Origin of the sequence: Ornithobacterium rhinotracheale DSM 15997, assembly GCF_000265465.1 — a bacterium.
GTDB classification, from domain to species: domain Bacteria; phylum Bacteroidota; class Bacteroidia; order Flavobacteriales; family Weeksellaceae; genus Ornithobacterium; species Ornithobacterium rhinotracheale.
Window position 1 is genome coordinate 1,715,169 of the sequence record NC_018016.1, and the last position, 20,416, is coordinate 1,735,584.

General features: G+C 37.7%; 23 protein-coding genes. 10 read left to right on the plus strand and 13 right to left on the minus strand.

Going from position 1 to position 20,416, the window contains the following annotated elements:
- From ORNRH_RS08210 to mscL, 8 genes are all read left to right on the plus strand, one after another.
- A complete protein-coding gene (locus ORNRH_RS08210; protein WP_014791389.1) occupies positions 1-2,142 on the plus strand; it encodes a TonB-dependent receptor plug domain-containing protein in 2,142 nt (713 codons plus the stop codon).
- 8 nt (positions 2,143-2,150) lie between these two features.
- Positions 2,151-3,086: a sirohydrochlorin chelatase gene (locus tag ORNRH_RS08215; RefSeq protein WP_014791390.1), complete on the plus strand. Its 936-nt coding sequence runs from the start codon at positions 2,151-2,153 to the stop codon at positions 3,084-3,086.
- Positions 3,076-3,654: a PepSY-associated TM helix domain-containing protein gene (locus tag ORNRH_RS08220; protein WP_014791391.1), complete on the plus strand. Its 579-nt coding sequence runs from the start codon at positions 3,076-3,078 to the stop codon at positions 3,652-3,654. The genes ORNRH_RS08215 and ORNRH_RS08220 overlap by 11 nt, the downstream gene beginning before the upstream one ends.
- A gap of 6 nt (positions 3,655-3,660) precedes the next feature.
- On the plus strand, positions 3,661-4,086 hold the full coding sequence (locus ORNRH_RS08225; RefSeq protein WP_014791392.1) for a hypothetical protein: 426 nt from the start codon (positions 3,661-3,663) through the stop codon (positions 4,084-4,086).
- Between the two features lie 180 nt (positions 4,087-4,266).
- On the plus strand, positions 4,267-4,512 hold the full coding sequence (gene yidD, locus ORNRH_RS08230) for a membrane protein insertion efficiency factor YidD (RefSeq protein WP_014791393.1): 246 nt from the start codon (positions 4,267-4,269) through the stop codon (positions 4,510-4,512).
- A 2-nt stretch (positions 4,513-4,514) separates the two neighbouring features.
- The gene (gene lgt, locus ORNRH_RS08235) at positions 4,515-5,405 is read left to right on the plus strand and encodes a prolipoprotein diacylglyceryl transferase (protein ID WP_014791394.1); all 891 of its coding nucleotides are present in this window, start codon (positions 4,515-4,517) and stop codon (positions 5,403-5,405) included.
- Positions 5,406-5,408: 3 nt separating this feature from the next.
- Entirely contained in the window at positions 5,409-5,918 is a 510-nt protein-coding gene (locus ORNRH_RS08240) for a DUF192 domain-containing protein (protein ID WP_014791395.1), read from the plus strand.
- Between the two features lie 15 nt (positions 5,919-5,933).
- On the plus strand, positions 5,934-6,311 hold the full coding sequence (gene mscL, locus ORNRH_RS08245) for a large conductance mechanosensitive channel protein MscL (RefSeq protein ID WP_014791396.1): 378 nt from the start codon (positions 5,934-5,936) through the stop codon (positions 6,309-6,311).
- Positions 6,312-6,386: 75 nt separating this feature from the next.
- Here the strand turns inward: mscL and ORNRH_RS08250 are convergent, their stop codons facing one another.
- Together ORNRH_RS08250 and ORNRH_RS08255 are read right to left on the minus strand one after the other, a co-directional pair.
- Positions 6,387-7,886: an OmpP1/FadL family transporter gene (locus tag ORNRH_RS08250; RefSeq protein WP_014791397.1), complete on the minus strand. Its 1,500-nt coding sequence runs from the start codon at positions 7,884-7,886 to the stop codon at positions 6,387-6,389.
- 15 nt (positions 7,887-7,901) lie between these two features.
- Positions 7,902-8,966 (minus strand): hypothetical protein, encoded by a 1,065-nt coding sequence (locus tag ORNRH_RS08255; RefSeq protein WP_014791398.1) that lies wholly within the window; start codon positions 8,964-8,966, stop codon positions 7,902-7,904.
- A 142-nt stretch (positions 8,967-9,108) separates the two neighbouring features.
- Between ORNRH_RS08255 and proS the strand changes: the two genes are divergently transcribed.
- Positions 9,109-10,584 carry a proline--tRNA ligase gene (proS, locus tag ORNRH_RS08260; protein ID WP_036602037.1) on the plus strand — a complete coding sequence of 492 codons (1,476 nt, stop codon included), beginning with the start codon at positions 9,109-9,111 and terminating at the stop codon, positions 10,582-10,584.
- A 71-nt stretch (positions 10,585-10,655) separates the two neighbouring features.
- Here proS and ORNRH_RS08265 read toward each other — a convergent pair whose 3' ends face one another.
- The 11 genes from ORNRH_RS08265 to ORNRH_RS08310 form a co-directional block, all read right to left on the minus strand.
- A complete protein-coding gene (locus ORNRH_RS08265; protein ID WP_014791400.1) occupies positions 10,656-11,204 on the minus strand; it encodes a DUF4136 domain-containing protein in 549 nt (182 codons plus the stop codon).
- Positions 11,205-11,317: 113 nt separating this feature from the next.
- Positions 11,318-11,485 (minus strand): DUF5522 domain-containing protein, encoded by a 168-nt coding sequence (locus tag ORNRH_RS12370; RefSeq protein WP_014791401.1) that lies wholly within the window; start codon positions 11,483-11,485, stop codon positions 11,318-11,320.
- Positions 11,485-12,714 (minus strand): 3-phosphoshikimate 1-carboxyvinyltransferase, encoded by a 1,230-nt coding sequence (locus ORNRH_RS08270; protein WP_014791402.1) that lies wholly within the window; start codon positions 12,712-12,714, stop codon positions 11,485-11,487. Before ORNRH_RS08270 ends, ORNRH_RS12370 begins: the two co-directional genes overlap by 1 nt.
- A gap of 3 nt (positions 12,715-12,717) precedes the next feature.
- On the minus strand, positions 12,718-13,047 hold the full coding sequence (locus tag ORNRH_RS08275) for a nucleotide pyrophosphohydrolase (protein ID WP_014791403.1): 330 nt from the start codon (positions 13,045-13,047) through the stop codon (positions 12,718-12,720).
- An 18-nt stretch (positions 13,048-13,065) separates the two neighbouring features.
- The gene (locus ORNRH_RS08280) at positions 13,066-13,668 is read right to left on the minus strand and encodes a DUF4254 domain-containing protein (protein WP_014791404.1); all 603 of its coding nucleotides are present in this window, start codon (positions 13,666-13,668) and stop codon (positions 13,066-13,068) included.
- A complete protein-coding gene (locus tag ORNRH_RS08285; RefSeq protein ID WP_014791405.1) occupies positions 13,668-14,804 on the minus strand; it encodes a DUF4837 family protein in 1,137 nt (378 codons plus the stop codon). The genes ORNRH_RS08280 and ORNRH_RS08285 overlap by 1 nt, the downstream gene beginning before the upstream one ends.
- 20 nt (positions 14,805-14,824) lie before the next feature.
- Positions 14,825-15,022 (minus strand): twin-arginine translocase TatA/TatE family subunit, encoded by a 198-nt coding sequence (gene tatA / locus ORNRH_RS08290; protein ID WP_036601874.1) that lies wholly within the window; start codon positions 15,020-15,022, stop codon positions 14,825-14,827.
- A gap of 49 nt (positions 15,023-15,071) precedes the next feature.
- Entirely contained in the window at positions 15,072-16,490 is a 1,419-nt protein-coding gene (locus ORNRH_RS08295) for a murein hydrolase activator EnvC family protein (protein ID WP_014791407.1), read from the minus strand.
- Positions 16,491-16,512: 22 nt separating this feature from the next.
- Positions 16,513-17,313 (minus strand): DUF4292 domain-containing protein, encoded by an 801-nt coding sequence (locus ORNRH_RS08300; protein WP_014791408.1) that lies wholly within the window; start codon positions 17,311-17,313, stop codon positions 16,513-16,515.
- Positions 17,314-17,367: 54 nt separating this feature from the next.
- A complete protein-coding gene (gene dut, locus ORNRH_RS08305) occupies positions 17,368-17,802 on the minus strand; it encodes a dUTP diphosphatase (RefSeq protein ID WP_014791409.1) in 435 nt (144 codons plus the stop codon).
- Positions 17,799-19,220: a lipopolysaccharide biosynthesis protein gene (locus ORNRH_RS08310; RefSeq protein WP_014791410.1), complete on the minus strand. Its 1,422-nt coding sequence runs from the start codon at positions 19,218-19,220 to the stop codon at positions 17,799-17,801. The genes dut and ORNRH_RS08310 overlap by 4 nt, the downstream gene beginning before the upstream one ends.
- An 89-nt stretch (positions 19,221-19,309) precedes the next feature.
- Here ORNRH_RS08310 and ORNRH_RS08315 point away from each other — a divergent pair, with 89 nt between their 5' ends.
- Positions 19,310-20,314 carry an NAD(P)H-dependent glycerol-3-phosphate dehydrogenase gene (locus ORNRH_RS08315; protein WP_014791411.1) on the plus strand — a complete coding sequence of 335 codons (1,005 nt, stop codon included), beginning with the start codon at positions 19,310-19,312 and terminating at the stop codon, positions 20,312-20,314.
- The last annotated feature ends 102 nt before the right edge of the window (positions 20,315-20,416 follow it).

The following is a 20,416-nucleotide window of genomic DNA, read 5'->3' on the forward strand; positions in this document are numbered from 1 at the left end:
ATGTTTACCAAAAAGTTTCTTCTATTTTTCATAGTATTATGCGGGCTAAGCCTAGAGGCACAATGCCCGCATAATTTTATCGTAAAGACAGAGGAGGGCAAAGAGATACATGATTTTTGGGTAACTTATCAAGGAGAAACCTTTAAATGCTCCCAAGGCGATTCCATTTTTTATCCCGAAAAAGGCACTAAATTAAAATTTAAAAAAGAAGGTTTTTCGGGCAAAACAGTAGAAGTTTCTGGAGAAAAACAATGGGTGGTATTGCAAGGCAAGGAGCAAGAATATTCACTCAATCCCATGGTGATTACTGGCACTAGAATGCCTAAGCCATTGAGCAAATCTGCCATCTATACCAGAGTTATAACCTCAAAGCAGATCAATGCGACGGGAAATGTGGATTTGGAAGGAGTGCTCACGCAGGAAATTCCCTACATAAGTTTTACAAATCATGCAGGAGAGCCCAATATAAAGTTTCACGGGCTGGGCGGAAACTCTGTGCTCGTGCTCGTAAACGGAGAGCGACTAGCTGGCGAAACGAGAAATAATGTGGACTATAACCAAATAAATCTAAACGATATAGATAGAATCGAAGTTTTGCAAGGAGCTTCCTCCACTTTGTATGGTTCTGGAGCCGTGGGCGGAGTAATAAATATCATTACCAAAAAGCCGTTTAGAGGATTCAATCTAGGTTTGTCGAGTCTTTATAATTCCCAGAAACAGTCTAAAAACAATTTGAATCTCTCGTATTCAAACGAAAAATTAAGTACAAAAACAATATTTAATTATGATTTTTGGGCAGAAAAGGAATTTAAAGATTCAGAGCTAGCTTTTAGAACTTATGAAAATGGCGAAATCGAAAAAGATAAAACGCTCAATACAACATTTGCACCCGAGCAATTCTTCTGGAAAGTGGGGCAAATTGTAGGGTATAAATTCAATGAAAATCTAGAGGCGAGTGTAGATGTTTCGCATTTTTTCAAAGATAGAAAAAGCACAGGGGCAGAAAAAAGTATTTTTAAAAATACCTTTAGCGATAATGCAGGAGTGCTACGAGTAAACTATCGCCGAAATCATTGGGAACATCAGTTTAGTTATAATATAAATACCTACCAGAAAAGGGAAGTTTTTCTAAAGAAAGATAGCATAAGCGATCATTACAACAGTAGTATCTTCAATGCCAAATACGCCGTGAATTACAAAAAAGACAAAATCGGGGTGCTGAGCGGTGCCGAGTTTTTCTCCCAAAGGTTGAAAACCTACATGTTTCAAGAAAATGGAACCAAACGAGTGCATTCGTATAGCTTCTTCAGTCAGTTGGATTGGCAACTGGGCAAAAACGCCTTTTTGCTGGCGGGAGCAAGGCTAGAGTCTCACCAATTTTACGGAACGGCATTTACGCCCAAAATTGCCTTTAAACATAATATTTATAGAAACATAAGTGCACGCTGGAACTTTTCCACAGGATTTCGTTCGCCGAGTCTCAAGGAGCTTTACACCGATTGGGATCATTTAGGCATGTTTAGAATCATAGGCTCTACGGATTTAAAGCCAGAGCACAGCAAGCACTATATGCTCACAATTGAGCAGAATGGCAAAAAGTTTTACAACGCCATCAATTTCTTTAAAACAGATATTAAAGACAAATTAGGCTTAAGGTATAAAAATGCGCACCAAGATACGCTGCAATATCAAAACTTTGAAAAGCAAAATGTTTGGGGAATAGATTTTATGTCTAAAATTTCTGTGCTTAAAAATGTAAACATCAATCTAGGCTACGGATACACCAAAGATGAAATGAAAATAAACGGCAAAAACGCCTCAGACACGCGCCCGCATGCATTCAATTACAGCGTGGAGTATCAGACCAAACTTAGTCCAAGTCTAGCCACATCAGTTTCGTGCAATGGAAATTATTACAGCGGAATCAAGTTTTGGGTAAAGGATAATTACAATAAATTCTTTTATCAAGATTATCCCGCCTACTATGTTATGGGGCTTAATGCGACATTAAAATATAAAAAATATGCCCGCTTAAACTTAGGCGTGCGAAATATGCTCAATTATAAACCTAAAAATTACAATTTCTACAATCCCATGATCGATGGGGCATTGTACTATATAAGTATAAACTTAAACAACTAATTATAATCATGAAAAGAATTAAAAATTACATTTTATTATGCAGCACATTGCTACTCACACTGGCTTGTAGCAAGAAGCAAGAAAATGCCACAACATCTGAGAATGATGGGCAAAAAAAGATTGCCGTTCTACTAGTGAGCCATGGTTCGCACTCAGAAACTTGGCGAAATGCACTACTACATTTAGAAAAAAACACCAAACAAGAAATACTGAAAGACACGCCAGCCCAAGCCGTAGAAACCGCCTTTATGGAATATAACGAGCCCTCAATCGCTACACGCTTGAAGGAATTTGACAAAGAAGGCTATACCGATGTGTTGATTGTGCCCGTGTTCTTAACCGTGAGTCCGCACTCGTTTGAGGATATTCCTACCATCGTGGGGCTTAAAGAAAGTCCTTCGTCTATGGAAACTCTAAAAATTGAAAATATAGAAAGATATCCAGCCAAGGCAAAAGTGCATATAGCTCCGCTTTTAGACTTTAGCAATATTCTTGAGAAAAATGTACTGAGAAGAGTAAAAGCACTCTCTACTCAGCCTGCAGAAGAAGGCGTTACGCTTGTGGGCTATGGCGACAAGGATTATGAGGCAGAATGGAGCAACTTGTTTAAAAAAATAGGAGAAAGCATTAAAGATAGTTTAGGAATTACAGATTTAAACTATGCATGGTGCGGGCACATTGCAGGATATAGCTCAGAGCCTACACAAAGGGCAATAGAAGAGATTTTAAAACAAAAAAAGAGAGATATTGTAATTCCTGTTTTGGTGGCTCACGATGAAAACTTTCAAGTGAAAATCATAGGAGGTGCAATAGACAAAGTGGCAGATAATAAAGAGAAAGTAGGGTATAAACCAGACGCTATTTTGCCAGATAAAAATGTAGAAAATTGGATAGTAGACATCACTAAACAATATGTAGATAAAATCAATAAAGGTGAAAACTAAAAGCCGTAGATACAAAAAGTTTATAAAACTAAATCGAGATTATCATCGCGACTTGGGATACTTTTTTTCGGGCTTAGTCATTATTTATTGTCTATCGGGCATTGCCTTTAATCATATAGATGATTGGAACCCTGATTTTATTTTAAACAAAAAAGAAATTCAGATAAAACAGGAATTAGACAAGGCACATTTTTCAGACAAGACAGCTCACGAGCTGAGCCAGCTTTGTGGCGAGAAGGAATACAAACTTTATGATTTTCCCACGCCCTATCAAGTGAAAATCTATTATAAAGATGCAAGCTTTCATGTAGATTTTAATAAAAAAATGGGCGTTTATGAGCAGATTACCCGTCGTCCAGTCTTTTATGAAGCCAATGTTTTGCACAGAAACAATGTCAAAGCTTGGCGGTGGTTTGCCGATATATTTTCGGTGGCACTTATCATAATTGTGGTAACGGGCTTGTTCATAGCTTCGGGCAAAAATAGTTTTAAGAAAAGAGGATTCATCTTCTTTGCATTAGGATTCATACCTCCCATTGTGGCGATAATCATTCATTATTTAAATTGAAAAAAAATGAAAAAATTAATATTTTTAAGTCTCTGTTTGGGATTTATCGTAGCATGTTCTCCTAAAGGAAATCAATTATTTAAAGGAGACTCTGTGTGGCAGCGGGATTTCTACCCCATGCCAGGGCTAAAGCACCATGTCGAGTATCAATTAGGCAACGATAGCATAAGCTATGCAATAAACGGTAGTGCTGTAAACACGGCATATACAATGCGGGTGGATACCGTGGTGCCAGAGGAAAATAGAATTGTAGCATTTGACAAAGATGGCGTTTGCTATGTGTTGTTTGTTAAAGAATTAGGCGGAGATTCCATCAAAATTTTTAAAGAGCAACGAAATGATAGGGCAGATGCACTTAATTTTCCCGTTCCAGCACTTGATTACAAAGCCAATCACAACCAAGGCTGGAATACCTATTATAAGAAATCTTGAAAAAAAGCAGAAAGCACAAGAGCTTTTAGCCAATTTCTCAAGTGATATTTATAAAAGCACAAGTGATTTTGTACAAAATCACTTGTGCTTTTTTTCGCAATACAATAGTAGGGGAAAGGCTTTGGGCTAAATTTTAGAGAAATCTTTAGCCTGAAAACTAAAAATCAGTATATTTGCCCCATGTCTAGAATCATTCAGCAATTACTTGTTTTGCCCGCCATTGGTTTGATAAAACTTTACCAAATGCTTATTTCGCCATGGCTTGGTCGCAATTGCCGATTCACGCCCACTTGCTCGCAATATGGCATCGAGGCACTGAAAACGCACGGATTTTTCTATGGCAGTTATTTAACCATTAGGAGAATTATGCGCTGCCACCCGTGGGGAGGTAGTGGCAAAGATCCTGTTCCCAAAAAAGAAAAATAATAATGAAAGAAACTTTAGCATACATTACCTACAAAGGCTCAGAAGGAATCGAGATTTTCGGATTACCCCTACATTTTTATAGCTTAATGTGGCTAGCCGCTTTTGTCGTAGGCTGGTACATTATGGCAAAAATGTTTAAAATCGATGGCGTGTCAAAGGATAAGCTAGACCCGCTATTTATGTACACTTTCTTTGGAGCCGTGTTGGGAGCACGCATCGGGGAATTTTTGTTTTATGATCCGAGCGCATTTATTGAGCGTCCGCTAGAGGTATTTTTACCCATTCAATATTCGCCAGGGAGCGAGTTTCTTTTTGGCTTAATTAAAAATTACAAATTCGTAGGATTTCAAGGGCTTGCAAGCCACGGAGCCACTGTGGGGCTTTTGATAAGTTCATACCTTTATACCAGAAAATATTTGCCAGGCAAGAACATGCTTTGGCTTGTGGATCGATTAGCCATCTGTGTTTCTATCGGTGGAGCTTTTGTGCGAATTGGGAATTTTGTAAACTCTGAAATCGTGGGCAAACCAAGCGACTTGCCGTGGGCGGTGTTGTTCGAGAAACAGAGCTTAAGCTATGGCGAAATCGTGCCTAGACACCCAGCACAGTTGTACGAGGCATTTGCTTATATTTTGCTATTTATTCTGCTTTGGTGGATTTACAATAAAACCAATAAAAAATACCAAAACGGATATATTTTTGGGCTATTTTTCACTTTGCTTTTCAGTATCAGATTCATTATCGAATTTTTTAAAGAAAGCCAAGGTGTAGAGTGGGTGGCTCAAACTTTAAAGGTGAATTTAAACAATGGGCAAGTATTGAGCATCCCATTTATCATCATTGGACTTGTGGTGATGTACTTGTCGAACAAAGGATATTTTAATAAAAAATAGAATATGAAAAATTTTAAAATACAATTATTAAGCCTTTTGGCTGCGGGAGCTTTTTTAGTTTCATGCGAAAAAAAATCGACTCAAATCGAGGCAAACAATGCACCTATCGAGATAGAATTTATTAAAGAAGGCGATTTAGTGTTGAAAAATAACGATTCAATCATCAAGAAATTGGATGTTGAGGTGGCAAACACAGATTCTGAACGCCAAATTGGGTTGATGAATCGTAGCAGCATGCTAGAAAATAGAGGTATGATTTTCGTTTTCGACGAAGATAACACTTCTGGTTTTTGGATGAAAGATACTAGAATTCCGCTCGATATTATTTTTGTAGGGCAAGATAGCACTGTAATCAATGTGCAAAAAAATGCGAAGCCTTATGATGAACATAATTATCCTGCAACAGCACCATATCGCTATGTGCTAGAGGTGAATGGTGGTAGTGCCGATAAATGGGGCGTAAAAGATGGTGAGACTAAGTTGAGCTGGAAAGTAACAGATCCTAAGAATTAAAAAAAATAGAGATATATGGCATTTTTTAAAGAATTTAAAGAATTTGCAACAAGAGGTAATGTTGTAGATTTGGCAGTAGCGGTAATCATCGGGGCTGCGTTTAGTAAAATCGTTTCATCTTTTGTAGATGATTTAGTGACTCCACTAATTTTAACCCCAGCATTGAAAGCTGCTAAGGTAGATAAAATTGCGGATTTAAGCTGGAACGGAATCATGTATGGAAACTTTCTAGCTGCAGTTTTAAACTTCATTGTTATTGCTTTTGTTTTATTTTTAATGATTAAAGGAATTAATTCATTAAAGAAAAAAGAGGAGCCAAAACCAGAAGCACCAGCAGGTCCTTCGCAAGAAGAATTATTAACTCAGATTAGAGATTTACTTAAAAATAAATAAGAATTTTCTTATTCCCGAAAAAAAGAAAAGCCACTCAATTGAGTGGCTTTTTTATAAACTAATGAAAAAGTATTTTTAGAATCTAAATCCTAAAGATAAAGAAAAGTTGTTATATTTTTCTTTGATATCTTGTATAGAAGCGGCATAGCCAGTTCCATCAAAATTAGCTCCGTTATCTCTAGCAAAAGTATTTACTTCTAAGCTAGTTCTAGCACCATTAGTCAATACAGGATCTGCAGGGTTTGTAATATTAGGTGCAATATCACTAAATTTAACATTGGCACCAGGCATATTGTTGAAATATATTCCGCTGAGCAGGTGATTTCTATCTCTTTGAGAGTAGCTGTAAGCCGCGTCTAGATAGAAGTTGCCAAAGTTGTATCCCAATCCTAGAGAGAAACCGCTCAGGTCTCCATAAGGTTTAAAAGTGTTTCTTACTCCCTCAAAGCTCACTTCTTTATACGGAGATTGAACATATTTAAATCCAGCGCGTAGACTTAAGTCCTTAACTCTAGTTTCTGCTCCTACTTTTACGCTAGAGCTTCCAGAAACAAAGTTGTTGAAGTAATCATTTACCCCACGAAATATCTCATCACTTTCTGGAGTGTATTTTACAGAGCCAAAATCGTTGTAGGTATAATCCACATTGATCAATCCTTTTTTTCCTAAAATTAAGGCACCAGATGCAGTGAATTTTTGTGCAGAATTAAATCCGTTTTCACCATAATTTTGTTGGCTCACTACATAGAATGCTTGGTTTCGATCAGTTAAGAAATGCTCCATAGCAGTTTCAGAAACATCTCTATACCAAGTAGGGGACTCGTAAGATAATCCTAGGCGTAAGTTTTTGTTTACTTTTCCTATAACACCTAACCCCACAGAGATACCTGTTCCCTCTCTACGACTAGGCGAGTAATCTTGAATGTAGCTCACAGTTTGGTTAGATGTTGGATTAAACTCAGCTAAGCCATTAAGCCTGCTACTTTCAAATTGGCGAAAGTTTAAGCCTACCCCTAGGTATAATTTATCGTCGTAATTACCCGCAAAACTTAAATTCGTAACACTAGAATTAATTTCGTTTTGCGAATAAATTTGCTTCAACGAGCCTACACTAGATTGAATATCAACAGGAAGATTTATTTCATTATTGACATCAGAGCTTTTTTGGTAATTTAATCCTAAAGCAAAGCTTTTCCACTTCTCAGAAGGAGCTCCTGTGTTAAACACCATTACAGCACCTACTTGTCCTAAATTAAATTGGCTATTCTTATTTGTGAAAGAACTATTTTCATAATTACCATTTAATTTACTAGAGGATACACCAGCTGTGAAGTTGGCTTCAGAATTAATGAAAACTCCCACCCCCGCAGGGTTTTCGTTCATTGCAGAAAGATCTCCTCCCAATGCTCCCATGGATCCGCTCAAGGCACGATATCGTGAAGTTCCATAGATCCCTTGGTAATCATTGATTTGGTAAATATCTTCTATATAATTTGTGTTGATCTGTTGAGCACTCAAAGCCCCAGAGGCTAGCAAAAGCCCAAGACAACTAAGTTTTATAAATTTATTTTTCATTTTTTAGTTATTTTTTTATTTGAATAATCTACCACTTCCACTGCTAGAACCTCTTGATGGAGTAGAGTACGAACCTCTGCTGCTACCCCAGCTACTGTTGCTGTTTCCCCAACTAGAGTTGCTGCTTGGTGTATCATAGCTCACTCTTGCTCGTCTCACTGGAGGAGTAGAAGGATAATTGTTGTAATTCTCATTTCTAGTACTTCTCTGGTATCTTCTAGGAGCGTTAGATTGTGTAGAGTACGCATCGTTTCTGGTAGGAGCATTGCTTCTAACTCTTAAAGAACTTCTTGAACTATTATTGTAGTAGCTGCTGTTATAAGCACTATTGTTCATAGTTCTTCTAGGAGCTATTGTTGCATTGCTACCCATTACACTTCCTCTTTTTACAGGCACCGGTTTCACATAGTACGGAGTATAATATCCGCTTCCATAATATCCACCGCCGTAATAATAAGGATTGTTATAACCATAATATCCGTAATACGGAGCATATGGAGCCCAAGAGTTATAGCCATAGCCATAATAAGGAGAGTAGTATCCGTAACCTCCATAGAACGGATAGTCCCAGCCCCAGAAATTATTGTAGTAGCCATAAGGATAATATCCACCATAAAATCTTGGCGAGTACCAATTATAGCCCATTCCAAAACCTAATCCTAAGCCAAAGCCAGAATAGTATGGAGAACCAAAATAGTTGACAGAAACATTTACATCTTGGTCAACATCGCCCCAAGTAGAATATTTGGAGCGTGGCTTTCTATCCTTTCTTTGCCAGTCTCCCTTGTATTCAGATACAGGAGCATTGCCATTTTCGTCAAAATATTTACCCCCAATCCTTACCAAATCTTTTTCTTGAGTAGGCGTTTGGGTGTAATATCTTGCATCGTAGTACACATCTTCATTGCCATTATCATACACGGCAACTTCTCTTACATCCACAGAAGGGTCGTAATAAATTCCATCGGTTTCTCTTGCCATTGGTTGAGAAACGGTACAAGAAGAAACCCCTGCAAACAACAATCCCAGCGGAATTATGCGCAGAAATGCTAAGTTTAATATTTTATTTTTATTTTTCATGACATAAAAGTTTTATGTAAATATACAAATAATTAAATTTGTGCTTTTATTTTTAACCAAGAAAATTCAAATCATATGCCAATATTGAACGATTTATAATTTCATGAAAAAGATTGGCAAATATTTAATAAAAAAGAAGGATATGGCAAAATTAACGCCTCGTAATGAGGATTATAGCAAGTGGTATAACGAGCTAGTAGTTTCTGCAGATTTAGCAGAAAATTCAGGAGTAAGAGGTTGTATGGTAATCAAACCTTATGGCTATGCCATTTGGGAAAAAATGCAAGCTCAATTAGACAAAATGTTCAAAGAAACTGGGCACCAAAATGCATATTTCCCGTTATTTGTTCCCAAAAGTTTATTTGAGGCTGAAGAGAAAAATGCAGAAGGATTTGCCAAAGAGTGTGCCGTAGTTACACACTACCGATTGGTAAAAGACGAGGAAAAGCCAGGGAAATTAAAAGTAGATCCTAACTCAAAATTGGAGGAGGAGCTTGTGGTGCGTCCCACCTCAGAAGCCATTATTTGGAATACCTATAAAAACTGGATTCAATCGTATCGTGACCTGCCAATTTTGGTAAACCAATGGGCAAATGTGGTGCGTTGGGAAATGCGTACACGCTTGTTCTTGAGAACTGCCGAATTCTTATGGCAAGAGGGGCACACAGCACACGCTACTCGCGAGGAGGCAATTGAGGAAACAGAGAAAATGATTGGGGTTTATGCAGATTTTGCAGAAAACTATATGAAAATTCCTGTAATTAAAGGTTTAAAAACTGAAGCAGAGCGTTTTGCAGGAGCAGATGAAACTTATTGTATCGAGGCGTTGATGCAAGATGGCAAAGCATTGCAAGCAGGAACATCTCACTTTTTAGGGCAAAACTTTGCAAAGGCTTTTGATGTTAAATTCAATTCAAAAGAAGGTAAATTAGAATATGTTTGGGCAACTTCTTGGGGCGTTTCTACGCGATTGATGGGAGCTTTAATCATGACTCACTCAGACGACCAAGGGTTGGTGTTACCTTCAACATTGGCACCGATTCAAGTAGTGATTGTTCCAATTTATTTCAACGATGAGCAAAAAGCTAAAATCGATGAGGTAGCTTTGAGAATGCACGATGAATTAAAAGCTAAAGGGCTTAGCGTGAAATACGATGACAATGATGCCTATAAGCCAGGCTGGAAATTCCACGAATATGAATTAAAAGGTGTGCCAGTGCGTATCGCAATTGGACCAAAAGATTTAGAAAAAGGACATGTAGAAGTGGCAAGGAGAGATACGCTTGAAAAACAATTCATCGCGACCGATGAGGTAACCGATCTAGTGCCAAATCTTTTACAAGAAATCGACAATAATTTATTTAAGCGTGCGGTGGAATATCGTGCAACGCATACTACCAAAGCCGATACTTGGGAAGAGTTTGTAGATATTTTAGAAAACAAAGGAGGTTTTGTGTCTGCTCACTGGGACGGAACTACGGAAACCGAGGAGAAAATTCAAGAGATGACCAAAGCTACAATTCGTTGTATTCCTTTAGATAATCAATTGGAAGAAGGAAAATGTATATTGACGGGCAAGCCAAGTAAACAACGCGTATTGTTTGCAAAATCATATTAAAATTCGATTTTTCAAAACACAAAAAAAATCCGTGCTCATCTCTGAACACGGATTTTTTTATAGATAAAAATTTATTTTTTAGGCGGGTAGAAATACAAAATTTCATTTACCGCTTTCGGGATTCGTTCTACTTTGTCAGAAAGCTTATACAAGTTTAATCCCTCACCCATTCCTTGCCAAACAAGCGTATTGTTTTTGCGATTTACCAAATCGATGATCAAAGTCCCATCGTGGTATTTTCTCACATTCGGTGCACCCCAGTAGCCGTTGTAGCCATAAGGTCCCCAAAGACCAGCCCACCATGGATTATACCATGGGTCTACATCTACATTCACATGTTTTTGCGTTTTAGCAACGAGGTTTACGATCAAATCGGCAGAATTTTCAGAATTTGCCATCGTCAAACCTTTTTCTTCAAGATTTTGCTGAACTGCTGCTACTACACGACGCTTGTCTAAATCATTCATTTTTAAATTATTTAGACCTTTTTCATGAAAAGCAAAAGTTTTAAATTGCTGAAAATTCACATTTCTGTCGTAGTCACTGCTCACGCTCACCGTTCCACAGGAAGTCAATGCCAATAGCATGATCATTCCAATGATAGATAAATATTTATTCATGATTAATTCGTTTAATATAAAAGAGCGAGTAACAATAATTATTCCAATTCGTTAAGCACTAGTTTTTTAGCAAAGAATTATGCTTTGATTAAAAAATATCAAAATTCTATTTTTTATCTTTTTTTTCTAAAGGAATTGGTCTTTTTATCATAGCCATAAGGGCAATGTTTGCACCCACTTTGGCAACAATAGCCGCGTTTGAGCAAATATTTCTCGGTTTTAATTTTAAAACCTTCGGGCGAAAGATAGAAATCTCCTTCCTCTAGTTTATCTTGTGGCATTATGGCTGAATGTTAAAGCCTACTCGTTCCAAATCTTTCCAGAAATTAGGATAGGACTTGCCCACAACTTCTGGTTCTTTAATTTCCATTTCACGAATCACGGCTAGTGGCGTAAAACTCAGTGCCATACGGTGGTCTTGATAAGTCTCAATAGTTGGCGTTTGCCAAATATTTTCAAAAGAAACAAGCTCAATAGAGTCTCCCGTAATGATGGTTTTTACTCCACATTTTTCTAATTCTGCTTGCAGTGCTACCAATCGATCGGTTTCTTTGATTTTTAAAGTATGTAATCCAGTGAGCATAGCTTTGATTTTCAATCCTGCACAAGTGATGGCAATTGTTTGTGCTAAATCTGGATTTTTATTTAAATCTAAACGAATAACCTCTGGTGGTGTGAAATCTGTTTTTTTGCGTAAAATCACTTTGTTGTTACGCCAAAGGGTCATTACGCCAAAGTATTTTTCATAAATCGGAACCAAGCGTGCATCACCTTGTAGGCTATCTTTTTTATAAGTAGAAAGCGTGATGTCGCAATCTTTGGACAAAGCCGCCATGCTGTACCAATACGAAGCCGAGCTCCAGTCTGATTCTACAACAACATTGGTGCGTCTTATCCTACGACAAGGAAACACTCGAATGCCTGTTTCGTCATCAAACCATTCAACTTTTATTCCCACAGATTCCAATTGTGCTTTGGTCATTTCAATATAGGGTTTAGAAGTAAGTTCGGTGGTGAATTTTATTTCTAAACCTTGTCTTAATTTAGGCGCAACAAGCATTAATGCAGAAATGTATTGGCTGCTCAAATTTGCTTGGATTTCGATATGTTTAGGCTGAATGGCTCTTCCTGTGATTTTGAGCGGAGGATAGCCTTCTTTTTTTACATATTCGATATCGGCACCTGCTTTTCTTAGAGCTTCTACGAGAGGAGCAATTGGTCTTTCCTGCATTCTTTTAGAGCCAGTGAGGATAACTTCTTTTCCCTTAGAGAGGGCATAGTAAGCCGTAAGGAAACGCATGGCTGTTCCTGCGTGATGAATATCAATTTCGCGAGAATCACTTTGCAATGCACTTCGCAAAACTTTGGTGTCCTCGGCATCTGCAATGTTTTCTATGTCTTTGATTTCTGGGAAAAGTTTCTTTAAAATCAGCCAGCGGTTGCTCTCACTTTTTGAGCCTCCGATTTCGATTTCTCCAAAAATTTCAGCAGAGTGGTGGATAAGTTTCATAATTTAAGAACGGAGTTTTGGGTTATTGGCGTGTCTGTCGTGGTCTCTTTTGGTTTTGAGTTCCATTTTGCGCTGAAAGGCAGCGTCGATGTCTGTACCTGTTTGGTTGGCTAAACAAATTGCCACAAAAATTACATCTGCCAACTCTTCGCCTAAATCTTTATTTTTATCTGATTCCTTCTCGCTCTGCTCGCCATAGCGTCGTGCAATAATGCGAGCCACTTCGCCTACTTCCTCGGTGAGCTGTGCCATATTGGTGAGCTCATTGAAATAGCGAACGCCATGGTTTTTTATCCATTCATCTACTTGTTGCTGGGCTTGTTTTAAAGACATAAAAAAATAGCTATATTTTTATTTTTTGTATAAAACTGGGTTAAACTCCTCGTCGTTGTACATTTTCATTTGTTTGTACACTTTCATTTTCTTGGTGCCATTTTGCAAATCAGTAATAAGTTCCTCAATGGCAGTGCCCAAATCTTCTTTTTGGGTTAAAAGCACATCAAGTTTTTCTTGAGATTTTTTGCGGTGTTCTTCGCTCGCATCGGCACGATTAGCCTCTTCTCGCATGTGGTAAATTTTTAAAGCAAGAATAGAAAAACGATCAATTGCCCATGCAGGGCTTTCTGTGTTTATTTTAGCTTCTGGCGAGGTTTTAATATCTTTTAATTCGTTCAAAAACCAACTGTCTATATATTCCACAGTGTCTGTTCTTTCCTGATTAGATTGGTCTATCCAGCGTTTGATTTTTAAAGCTTCTTCTGGCGAAATTTCAGGATCACGAATGATGTCTTCTAGATGCCATTGTACAGTGTCGATCCAGTTTTTGCGATACAACAAATGGTCTAGGCTACTACTTTCATACGGATTGTTGAGCGTAGCGTAAACATCGTCTTTTACATGATAATCCTTAATGCTTTGTTCAAAAATTTTCCAAGCGTTTTCCGTCAAATTCATTATTTCAGTTTAAATGTTGTAAATAGTCCTTCCATGGCAGTGATGTAGTCTCTCTTTTTACTCTTACCTTGGTTAAGCGGTGCAAACAAAATAGCTTGCGCGATATAAAGTGTGTGATTTTTTTTGTCAAGCAAAATTTTACTTGTGTACGGACCTCCCATTTGAGAGAGCGTCATAGACCACCAACCTTGAGACTCGTATGCCAATACATTGGGCTCAGGGCTAGGAAGAGGCGTAAAGTCGTAAGAATCCATAAAAGCTGGATTTTTTTCCACCGTTACATGGTCTTTCACTTCCACTCTCATGGAGTCGTTACCATTTTTTATGTATTCAAATTTTGGCTCTTTTCCGCCCTCGGTGTAAAGTCCTGTGATGGAATCGCTGATTTGGATAAATTCCTGCAAATTCAAATTAGGCTTATTGAACGGAACTTTGTACACCAAAATGTTGATGATGTCGAATGATGATTTATTAACTAAATTATTTCTAGCATCACGATTGGTAATTGTATTGACTTGGTCTTTGCGATACCAAACAAAGTTTTTCTCGGCACGAGCGATTTGATAATCCTTTGGCACTAAAAGTGAAACGCCCATTGCATCTAAATTCGGGGTGCTAGCTTTGGCTTTAGATGCATAGCTTTCTAGCAAAAACTCTCTGTCTGCCCAGCGATAAAGATTGATGATGCTGTCTTGATTTTTGTGCAAAAGGTCGGCGATTTCTTGCGCATTATTTCCGTGCACTTCTACATAGCCTTGCGGTTTTGCAAACTTATTTTTTTCGGCAATAAACTCAGGAGCACCCAGCTTTAAATTTAAAATTAATCGAGTAGAATTGAAGCGGTTAAGCGTATTTTCCTCGAAATGGCGTGTGCCAAACATGATTTCGGCAGGATAATATAAGCCTGGAAACACTCTACCAAAAAGTAAAGAATCCTCGAGTGTAGGTTTAATTTCCTTGTACAATTCATCGCTAGAAAAAACTGATACCAAGTTGATAGGACCAGATGATGGTTTTCTATAAGGCTCGGAGCTTTCAGACTTTTTGCCACAAGATACAAAAAGCAAAACGATGATTAAAAAAAATGGGAATTTTGTAAATCCCAAATTTTTATTGTGATTGAATAAAATTCCCATAACAATTAAATTTTTTAAAACTATTGTTGATTAATTTCCTCTTTTTTCTCTTCCTTAGTTTTGTCTTCTTCTTTAGTCGCGTCTTTAAATTCTTTAATTCCTGTTCCTAAACCTCTCATTAATTCAGGGATTTTTTTGCCCCCAAAAAGTAAAAGAAGAATAATCGCAATGATTAAGAATTGTTGCGGACTTACGAAAGATAAAATGGCTGCTAACATATGCATTTTGTTTTTTACAAATTTATAAAATAATTTTTAATATCAGATATTACATGTCAGAAATCCAGCTAGCTGGGTTCTGTTTAGAGGTTCCGTTCCAGATTTGGAAATCTAGAATCGTATTGTTGTCTGGATCGGTATATACGGTACCGATGGTTTGTCTAGTGCTTACTTTTTGCCCTTGCGAAACATTTACTGTGCTTAGATTATTGTAGACAGTAAAGTAGTTCCCATGCGAAATCATCACAGCCTTGTTCCCGCCTTGGATAGAGATTACTCGCGAAACTACGCCATCAAACACGGCACGCACGGGGCTGCCTTTTTTAGTTGCAATTTTTACCCCTGCGTTGTTTACGGTAGTTTGTGGTAAAAGCGGGTGTGGCTGAGTTCCAAATCGTCCTACAACTTCACCGCTTGCCACTGGCCAAGGGAGGCGACCTCTGTTTGAGGTAAAGTTGCTTGAAAGTGCCTCGTTGCTTGTGCGATTTTCATAAGTTTTGGCAACTTCCGCTTTTGATTTCTCTTCTGCTACTTTATTGATTTCCTCGTATTTTTTCTCCACTTTAGCCACCTCTGTTGCTTGGCTTTTTCCTTCCTCTGCTGCTTTGGCTTTGGCAGCGGCAATGGCAGCTTGTTTTTCTCTTTCCGCTTTTGCCTTTCTTTCTGCTTCTAGGCGGGCGAGTCGTTCACGCTCTTTTCGGGCAGCTTCTTCTCGTGCTTTTCTTTCGGCCTCTGCCTTGGCTTTGGCAATGCGAATTTCTTCTTGGATTATGGCTTCAATTTTGGCCTCAAGTGCTTTGTTCTGTCTTTCTTTGTCTTTGATTTGAGCTGAAATTGCGGTTTCATTTTTCTTATATTCAGCCAAAATTTTATTTTTCTCATCTTGCTCGCGCAACATGTTCTCTTTTAAGACTTCACGCTGAGCCAACAAAACTTCTTTTTCATTTCTCGCCTTTTGCTGTTGTGCTTTTTCTTTTTCGATGGCGGCTTGTTTTTGAGCGATTTCTTCAGCCTTTTGCCCTTGGAAACCAGAATATTTTTCCAAATATTCAATTCTTCGATAAGCCTCGGTAAAGTTTTTTGACGCCAGCACAAAAAGCACTTTGTTCTGCAAAGACTTGTTTACATAAGCATTTACGAGCACCTCTTTGTATTCTTTTTTTAATTCAGTGAGTTCTCGTTTATACTTGTTTATGGTTAATTGCGATAGGTAAATCTCATCGTCAATCGCTTGTTTTTCTCTAGCCGTAGTGCTTATTAATTGATTCTGAGCGTTGATTTTATCTTTCAATTGCTTTAAATAAAGAATTGATTTTTTGGACTCGGAACGAGTTTGGTTCAAACTTTTGTTCAGTTTTGCAATTTGATTTTGCAGGGCACGGCTTTCTCTTCTCAGCTTTTCCTTGTTGTACTGAGCGTTTCCGATACCCACACAAAGCAGTAATATGAATAGAACTAGTTTTTTCATGAATTTTTAGGTGAAAGATGTTTTAATTAATCTTTTTTTCTTTGTATCCACTCGGAATGTTAAAAGGTGGATTATTTTCTTCAAAAACAAAATTAGTGTAATCTAATTCAATGAGGTCTTTTTGCTTTCCATTTATTGAAATTTTAACAAAGCTCGGGAAGTTTTGATCATTGAATTTTTGCCACTCATCATAAGTTACTTCGATGTTGGTTTGTGAAGTCGGATCTTTCACTTCTACTTTTCTCAATCGGTAATTGCTGTCTAAATAAAAATTATGAATATACTGGTTTTTCTTAGGCGATTTCTCGATTTCAGCATTTTTGTCGTAGCTCAAAATATACTGATTATCGTCGGTAGTTTCCAAGCTGTAATCTTGCGGAGTGCCGATTAAAAATAACTGACCTAAAAGTAGTTGTTGCAAGCGATCATAGGTAATGAAATTCACCTTTAATAAATCATTGAAATAATCAAAATTGCTGTCTATATATTCTTTGCTTAAAACACTGTATCCTTGCACTTTGCTAGGTGTGATGTTGATGCGCGCACCAGTGATTCCTAAAATTGAAGCATTTGCCCAAATTCTTTCTTGATTTTTGATATATAGACGCAAATTGGCGTTCAAATTTTTACCATTCATATCGGTATGAATTTTTGATTTGATTTGAACTTGCTTAAATTTAGGTAATTGGCTGTCGTATTTAGCATAGAAAGTAGTCAAAGCCTGCTCTTTGGCTTCGCCTCTCGCTTTCACGACATTTTTTTGCGGTCCACATGCACTAAAAATCAGTGTAAGCGGAAGAATATAGGTGAGTAATCTTTTCATAATTAATTTTTTAAGGATTAAAAAAATCGGTAAAAAATCGATTTTTAATGATTTTTATTTTTTGCCCGTGCTACCAAAGCCACCTTCGCCGCGAGAAGTGTCCGAAAGCGTTTCGCTTAATTCCCATTCTGCGCGTTCGTGCTTCGCGATCACGAGCTGAGCAATGCGTTCGCCATCGTTCACCGTAAAAGGCTCGTTGGAAACATTTGCTAAAATTACGCCCAATTCGCCACGATAATCGGAATCAATAGTTCCAGGAGAATTTAAGCATGTGAGCCCATGTTTTAAGGCCAAACCGCTTCTTGGTCGCACTTGCGCCTCATACCCCTTCGGGATTTCCATGAAAAGCCCCGTAGGGATTAAAGCTCGTTCAAGTGGTTGGAGAGTAATTGGTTCATTTAGATTAGCATACAAGTCCATGCCTGCGGCTCCTTCTGTTTTGTATTCTGGCAACGAGTGCTTTGATTTGTTGATTATTTTAATTTTCATCGGTTTAATTTTAATTGTAGTGTTTTATATTCTATGACAAAAATAATGCCTCCGTAAATAATTAATAACAAATTGCTTATCCAGAAATTGGCACTAAATACTACATAGCCTATAAAGCTAAATGCGATACACAGCCCTAAATATAAGAGAATTTTTTTCATTCGGTAGGGTATTGTGTAATATTTTTGCCCCAAGATGTAGCTCAGGCACATCATTACAAAGTAGGCGAGTAGCGTTGCCCAAGCGGAAATCATAAACCCAAAGTAGGGCAATAAAAGTAAATTCATAAGTATCGTAACACCAGCTCCTGCCCATGAAATGATTGTTCCCATTTGAGTGCGATCGGTAACTTTGTACCAAGTGGACATGTTGTAATAAATTCCGAAAAATAGATTGGCAATTACAATAATCGGAACAATGTCGATGGCTACCCAGTAAGCTCTATCTCGGATAAACAATTCTTTCAGCCAGTCGATATTTGCAATTAAGGCTAGAGCGGCAAAACTTGCGGCGATTACAAAATATTCTGTCACGCGGGCATAAGTTTTTCGGGCATCGGCTTTTTCCATTTGTTTAAAGAAAAACGGCTCAACGCCTAATCGATAAGCGGTAACGAAAAGCGTCATCAAAACGGCTAATTTGTAGCAGCCACCATAGGCTCCTGCGTGCGTGTCCGAGATTACAAATCGCTGCATGGCTTTGTCTAAATTTTCATTGACCATAAAAGCTAAACCTGCTAGCATTACAGGATAAGCATATTTAATCATTCGTTTAAATAAAGCTATGTCAAATTTAAAGTTCACTTTAGCCACAATAGGCGAAAGCAGTAAAAACGAAATTAAACTGCCGAAAAGATTACTAAAGAACGGAAACGAAACTTTATCTCTTAAACCAAATGAATAGGAAACTTCTAGCGGAATTACAATGAATAAACTTAAAACCAAAAGCGTTTGTGCAATCGATGAGGTTACACGCACCGCCGAGTAGCGAATGGGACGATTATTGAATCGTAGCCACGCAAACGGAATAACGCACAGGGTGTCGAAAAATGCAATCCAGCCAAACCAGCGAATGTACTCTGGGTGAGAACTGAAATCAAGCATATTGGCAATTCCTTGGTCAAAAACCATACAGATGATTAAAAATAATAAGGCATTGACAAATAAGAAGATGGAACTAGTGCTGAGAGCCTTCATTTTTTGGTCTGGTTCTGCCGCAAATCGGAAAAAAGCTGTTTCAAATCCAAAGGTCAAAACGATGTTTACAAACGAAATTAAAGCATATAAATTGGTGAAAGCAGCATACTCAATAGTGTCTAGCTCCTTGATGTAATAAGGCGTTAAGGCAAAATTAATCACTCTAGGCAATATTGCACCTATGCCATAAATTACGGTTTCGCTAATAAGTCTTTTGTACAAAATATAGGTTTTAAAAGCTACAAAATTGTAGTTTCTTTTTGTAAATACAAAGAAAAAATAAAATGATTTAGTTATATTTGTGTTTATCTATGGAAACCTTTACATCAAATCTACGCGTAGGCGTATTAGGTAGCGGTAGTTTTGCCACTGCAATCGTTAAGATTTTATGCGAAAATTTACCCAAGGTAAATTGGTGCGTGAGAAATGCGACCGTGCGCAATTATATCCAGCAAGAATGTAGAAATCCCAACTATTTATCATCGGTAGAATTTAATGCAGAAAAGCTGAGAGTTACCACAAGTATAAATCAATTAGTGCGCAATAGCGATGTAGTGTTGCTCGTTATCCCGTCGATCTATTTGCTAGATGCGTTAAAGGATTTAAAGGTTTCGTTGAAAGATAAAATTGTGGTTACCGCAATAAAGGGACTTATTCCTCAAAAATGCCAAATCATTACAGATTATTTAAAAGAAGAACTTAAAGTTCCGGAGGAAAATATTGGCGTTATCGCAGGTCCATGCCATGCGGAGGAAATTGCACTTGAGCGACTTTCGTACATTACAGTTGGATTTTCAGACCCGAGAAAAGCTTATATTGCTAAAAGAATTTTAACTTGTGATTATGTAAATGTGAGTGCGAGCGAAGATATTTATGGCATAGAACACGCCGCAGTGATTAAAAACATGTTTGCCATTGCTGCAGGAATTGCCCATGGATTAGGCTATGGCGACAACTTTCAAGCGGTGTTGATGAGCAATTCCATTCGTGAGATGAAGAAATATTTGAAGAAGATTAGTCCCGTAAAACGAAATATTAATGATTCTGTGTATTTGGGTGATTTGCTCGTGACGGGGTATTCTTATTTCAGCCGAAATCGTATGCTCGGCACCATGATTGGAAAGGGCTACACCGTGAAATCTGCACTCATGGAAATGAATATGGTGCCAGAAGGTTATTATGCCACCGAAGGTATCCGACAAATCGCTGAAGCAAATGATTTAAAAATGCCAATTTTGAAGGCGGTATATAAAATTTTATACCAAGAAAAAATGCCTAAAAAACAATTTGAAAAGCTTACTAAAAAATTAGATTAAAATCTGATTTTTTGCGATTTTCGCAAGCACTAAATCTGTGCCAAATAAAGTTTAAAAAGCATAAAAAAACACTGCTGATTTATATCACAGCCTAAACTTCCT

Coding starts and splice junctions, on each gene's coding strand:
- ORNRH_RS08265 (WP_014791400.1), bottom strand. CDS start 11,204: ATGAATAAATATTTATCTATCATTGGAATGATCATGCTATTGGCATTG.
- ORNRH_RS08210 (WP_014791389.1), top strand. CDS start 1: ATGTTTACCAAAAAGTTTCTTCTATTTTTCATAGTATTATGCGGGCTA.
- ORNRH_RS08315 (WP_014791411.1), top strand. CDS start 19,310: ATGGAAACCTTTACATCAAATCTACGCGTAGGCGTATTAGGTAGCGGT.
- ORNRH_RS08215 (WP_014791390.1), top strand. CDS start 2,151: ATGAAAAGAATTAAAAATTACATTTTATTATGCAGCACATTGCTACTC.
- proS (WP_036602037.1), top strand. CDS start 9,109: ATGGCAAAATTAACGCCTCGTAATGAGGATTATAGCAAGTGGTATAAC.
- ORNRH_RS08270 (WP_014791402.1), bottom strand. CDS start 12,714: ATGAAACTTATCCACCACTCTGCTGAAATTTTTGGAGAAATCGAAATC.
- ORNRH_RS08255 (WP_014791398.1), bottom strand. CDS start 8,966: ATGAAAAATAAAAATAAAATATTAAACTTAGCATTTCTGCGCATAATT.
- ORNRH_RS08295 (WP_014791407.1), bottom strand. CDS start 16,490: ATGAAAAAACTAGTTCTATTCATATTACTGCTTTGTGTGGGTATCGGA.
- ORNRH_RS08280 (WP_014791404.1), bottom strand. CDS start 13,668: ATGAATTTGACGGAAAACGCTTGGAAAATTTTTGAACAAAGCATTAAG.
- ORNRH_RS08285 (WP_014791405.1), bottom strand. CDS start 14,804: ATGGGAATTTTATTCAATCACAATAAAAATTTGGGATTTACAAAATTC.
- lgt (WP_014791394.1), top strand. CDS start 4,515: ATGAAAGAAACTTTAGCATACATTACCTACAAAGGCTCAGAAGGAATC.
- dut (WP_014791409.1), bottom strand. CDS start 17,802: ATGAAAATTAAAATAATCAACAAATCAAAGCACTCGTTGCCAGAATAC.
- ORNRH_RS12370 (WP_014791401.1), bottom strand. CDS start 11,485: ATGCCACAAGATAAACTAGAGGAAGGAGATTTCTATCTTTCGCCCGAA.
- tatA (WP_036601874.1), bottom strand. CDS start 15,022: ATGTTAGCAGCCATTTTATCTTTCGTAAGTCCGCAACAATTCTTAATC.
- ORNRH_RS08300 (WP_014791408.1), bottom strand. CDS start 17,313: ATGAAAAGATTACTCACCTATATTCTTCCGCTTACACTGATTTTTAGT.
- yidD (WP_014791393.1), top strand. CDS start 4,267: ATGTCTAGAATCATTCAGCAATTACTTGTTTTGCCCGCCATTGGTTTG.
- mscL (WP_014791396.1), top strand. CDS start 5,934: ATGGCATTTTTTAAAGAATTTAAAGAATTTGCAACAAGAGGTAATGTT.
- ORNRH_RS08225 (WP_014791392.1), top strand. CDS start 3,661: ATGAAAAAATTAATATTTTTAAGTCTCTGTTTGGGATTTATCGTAGCA.
- ORNRH_RS08250 (WP_014791397.1), bottom strand. CDS start 7,886: ATGAAAAATAAATTTATAAAACTTAGTTGTCTTGGGCTTTTGCTAGCC.
- ORNRH_RS08275 (WP_014791403.1), bottom strand. CDS start 13,047: ATGTCTTTAAAACAAGCCCAGCAACAAGTAGATGAATGGATAAAAAAC.
- ORNRH_RS08240 (WP_014791395.1), top strand. CDS start 5,409: ATGAAAAATTTTAAAATACAATTATTAAGCCTTTTGGCTGCGGGAGCT.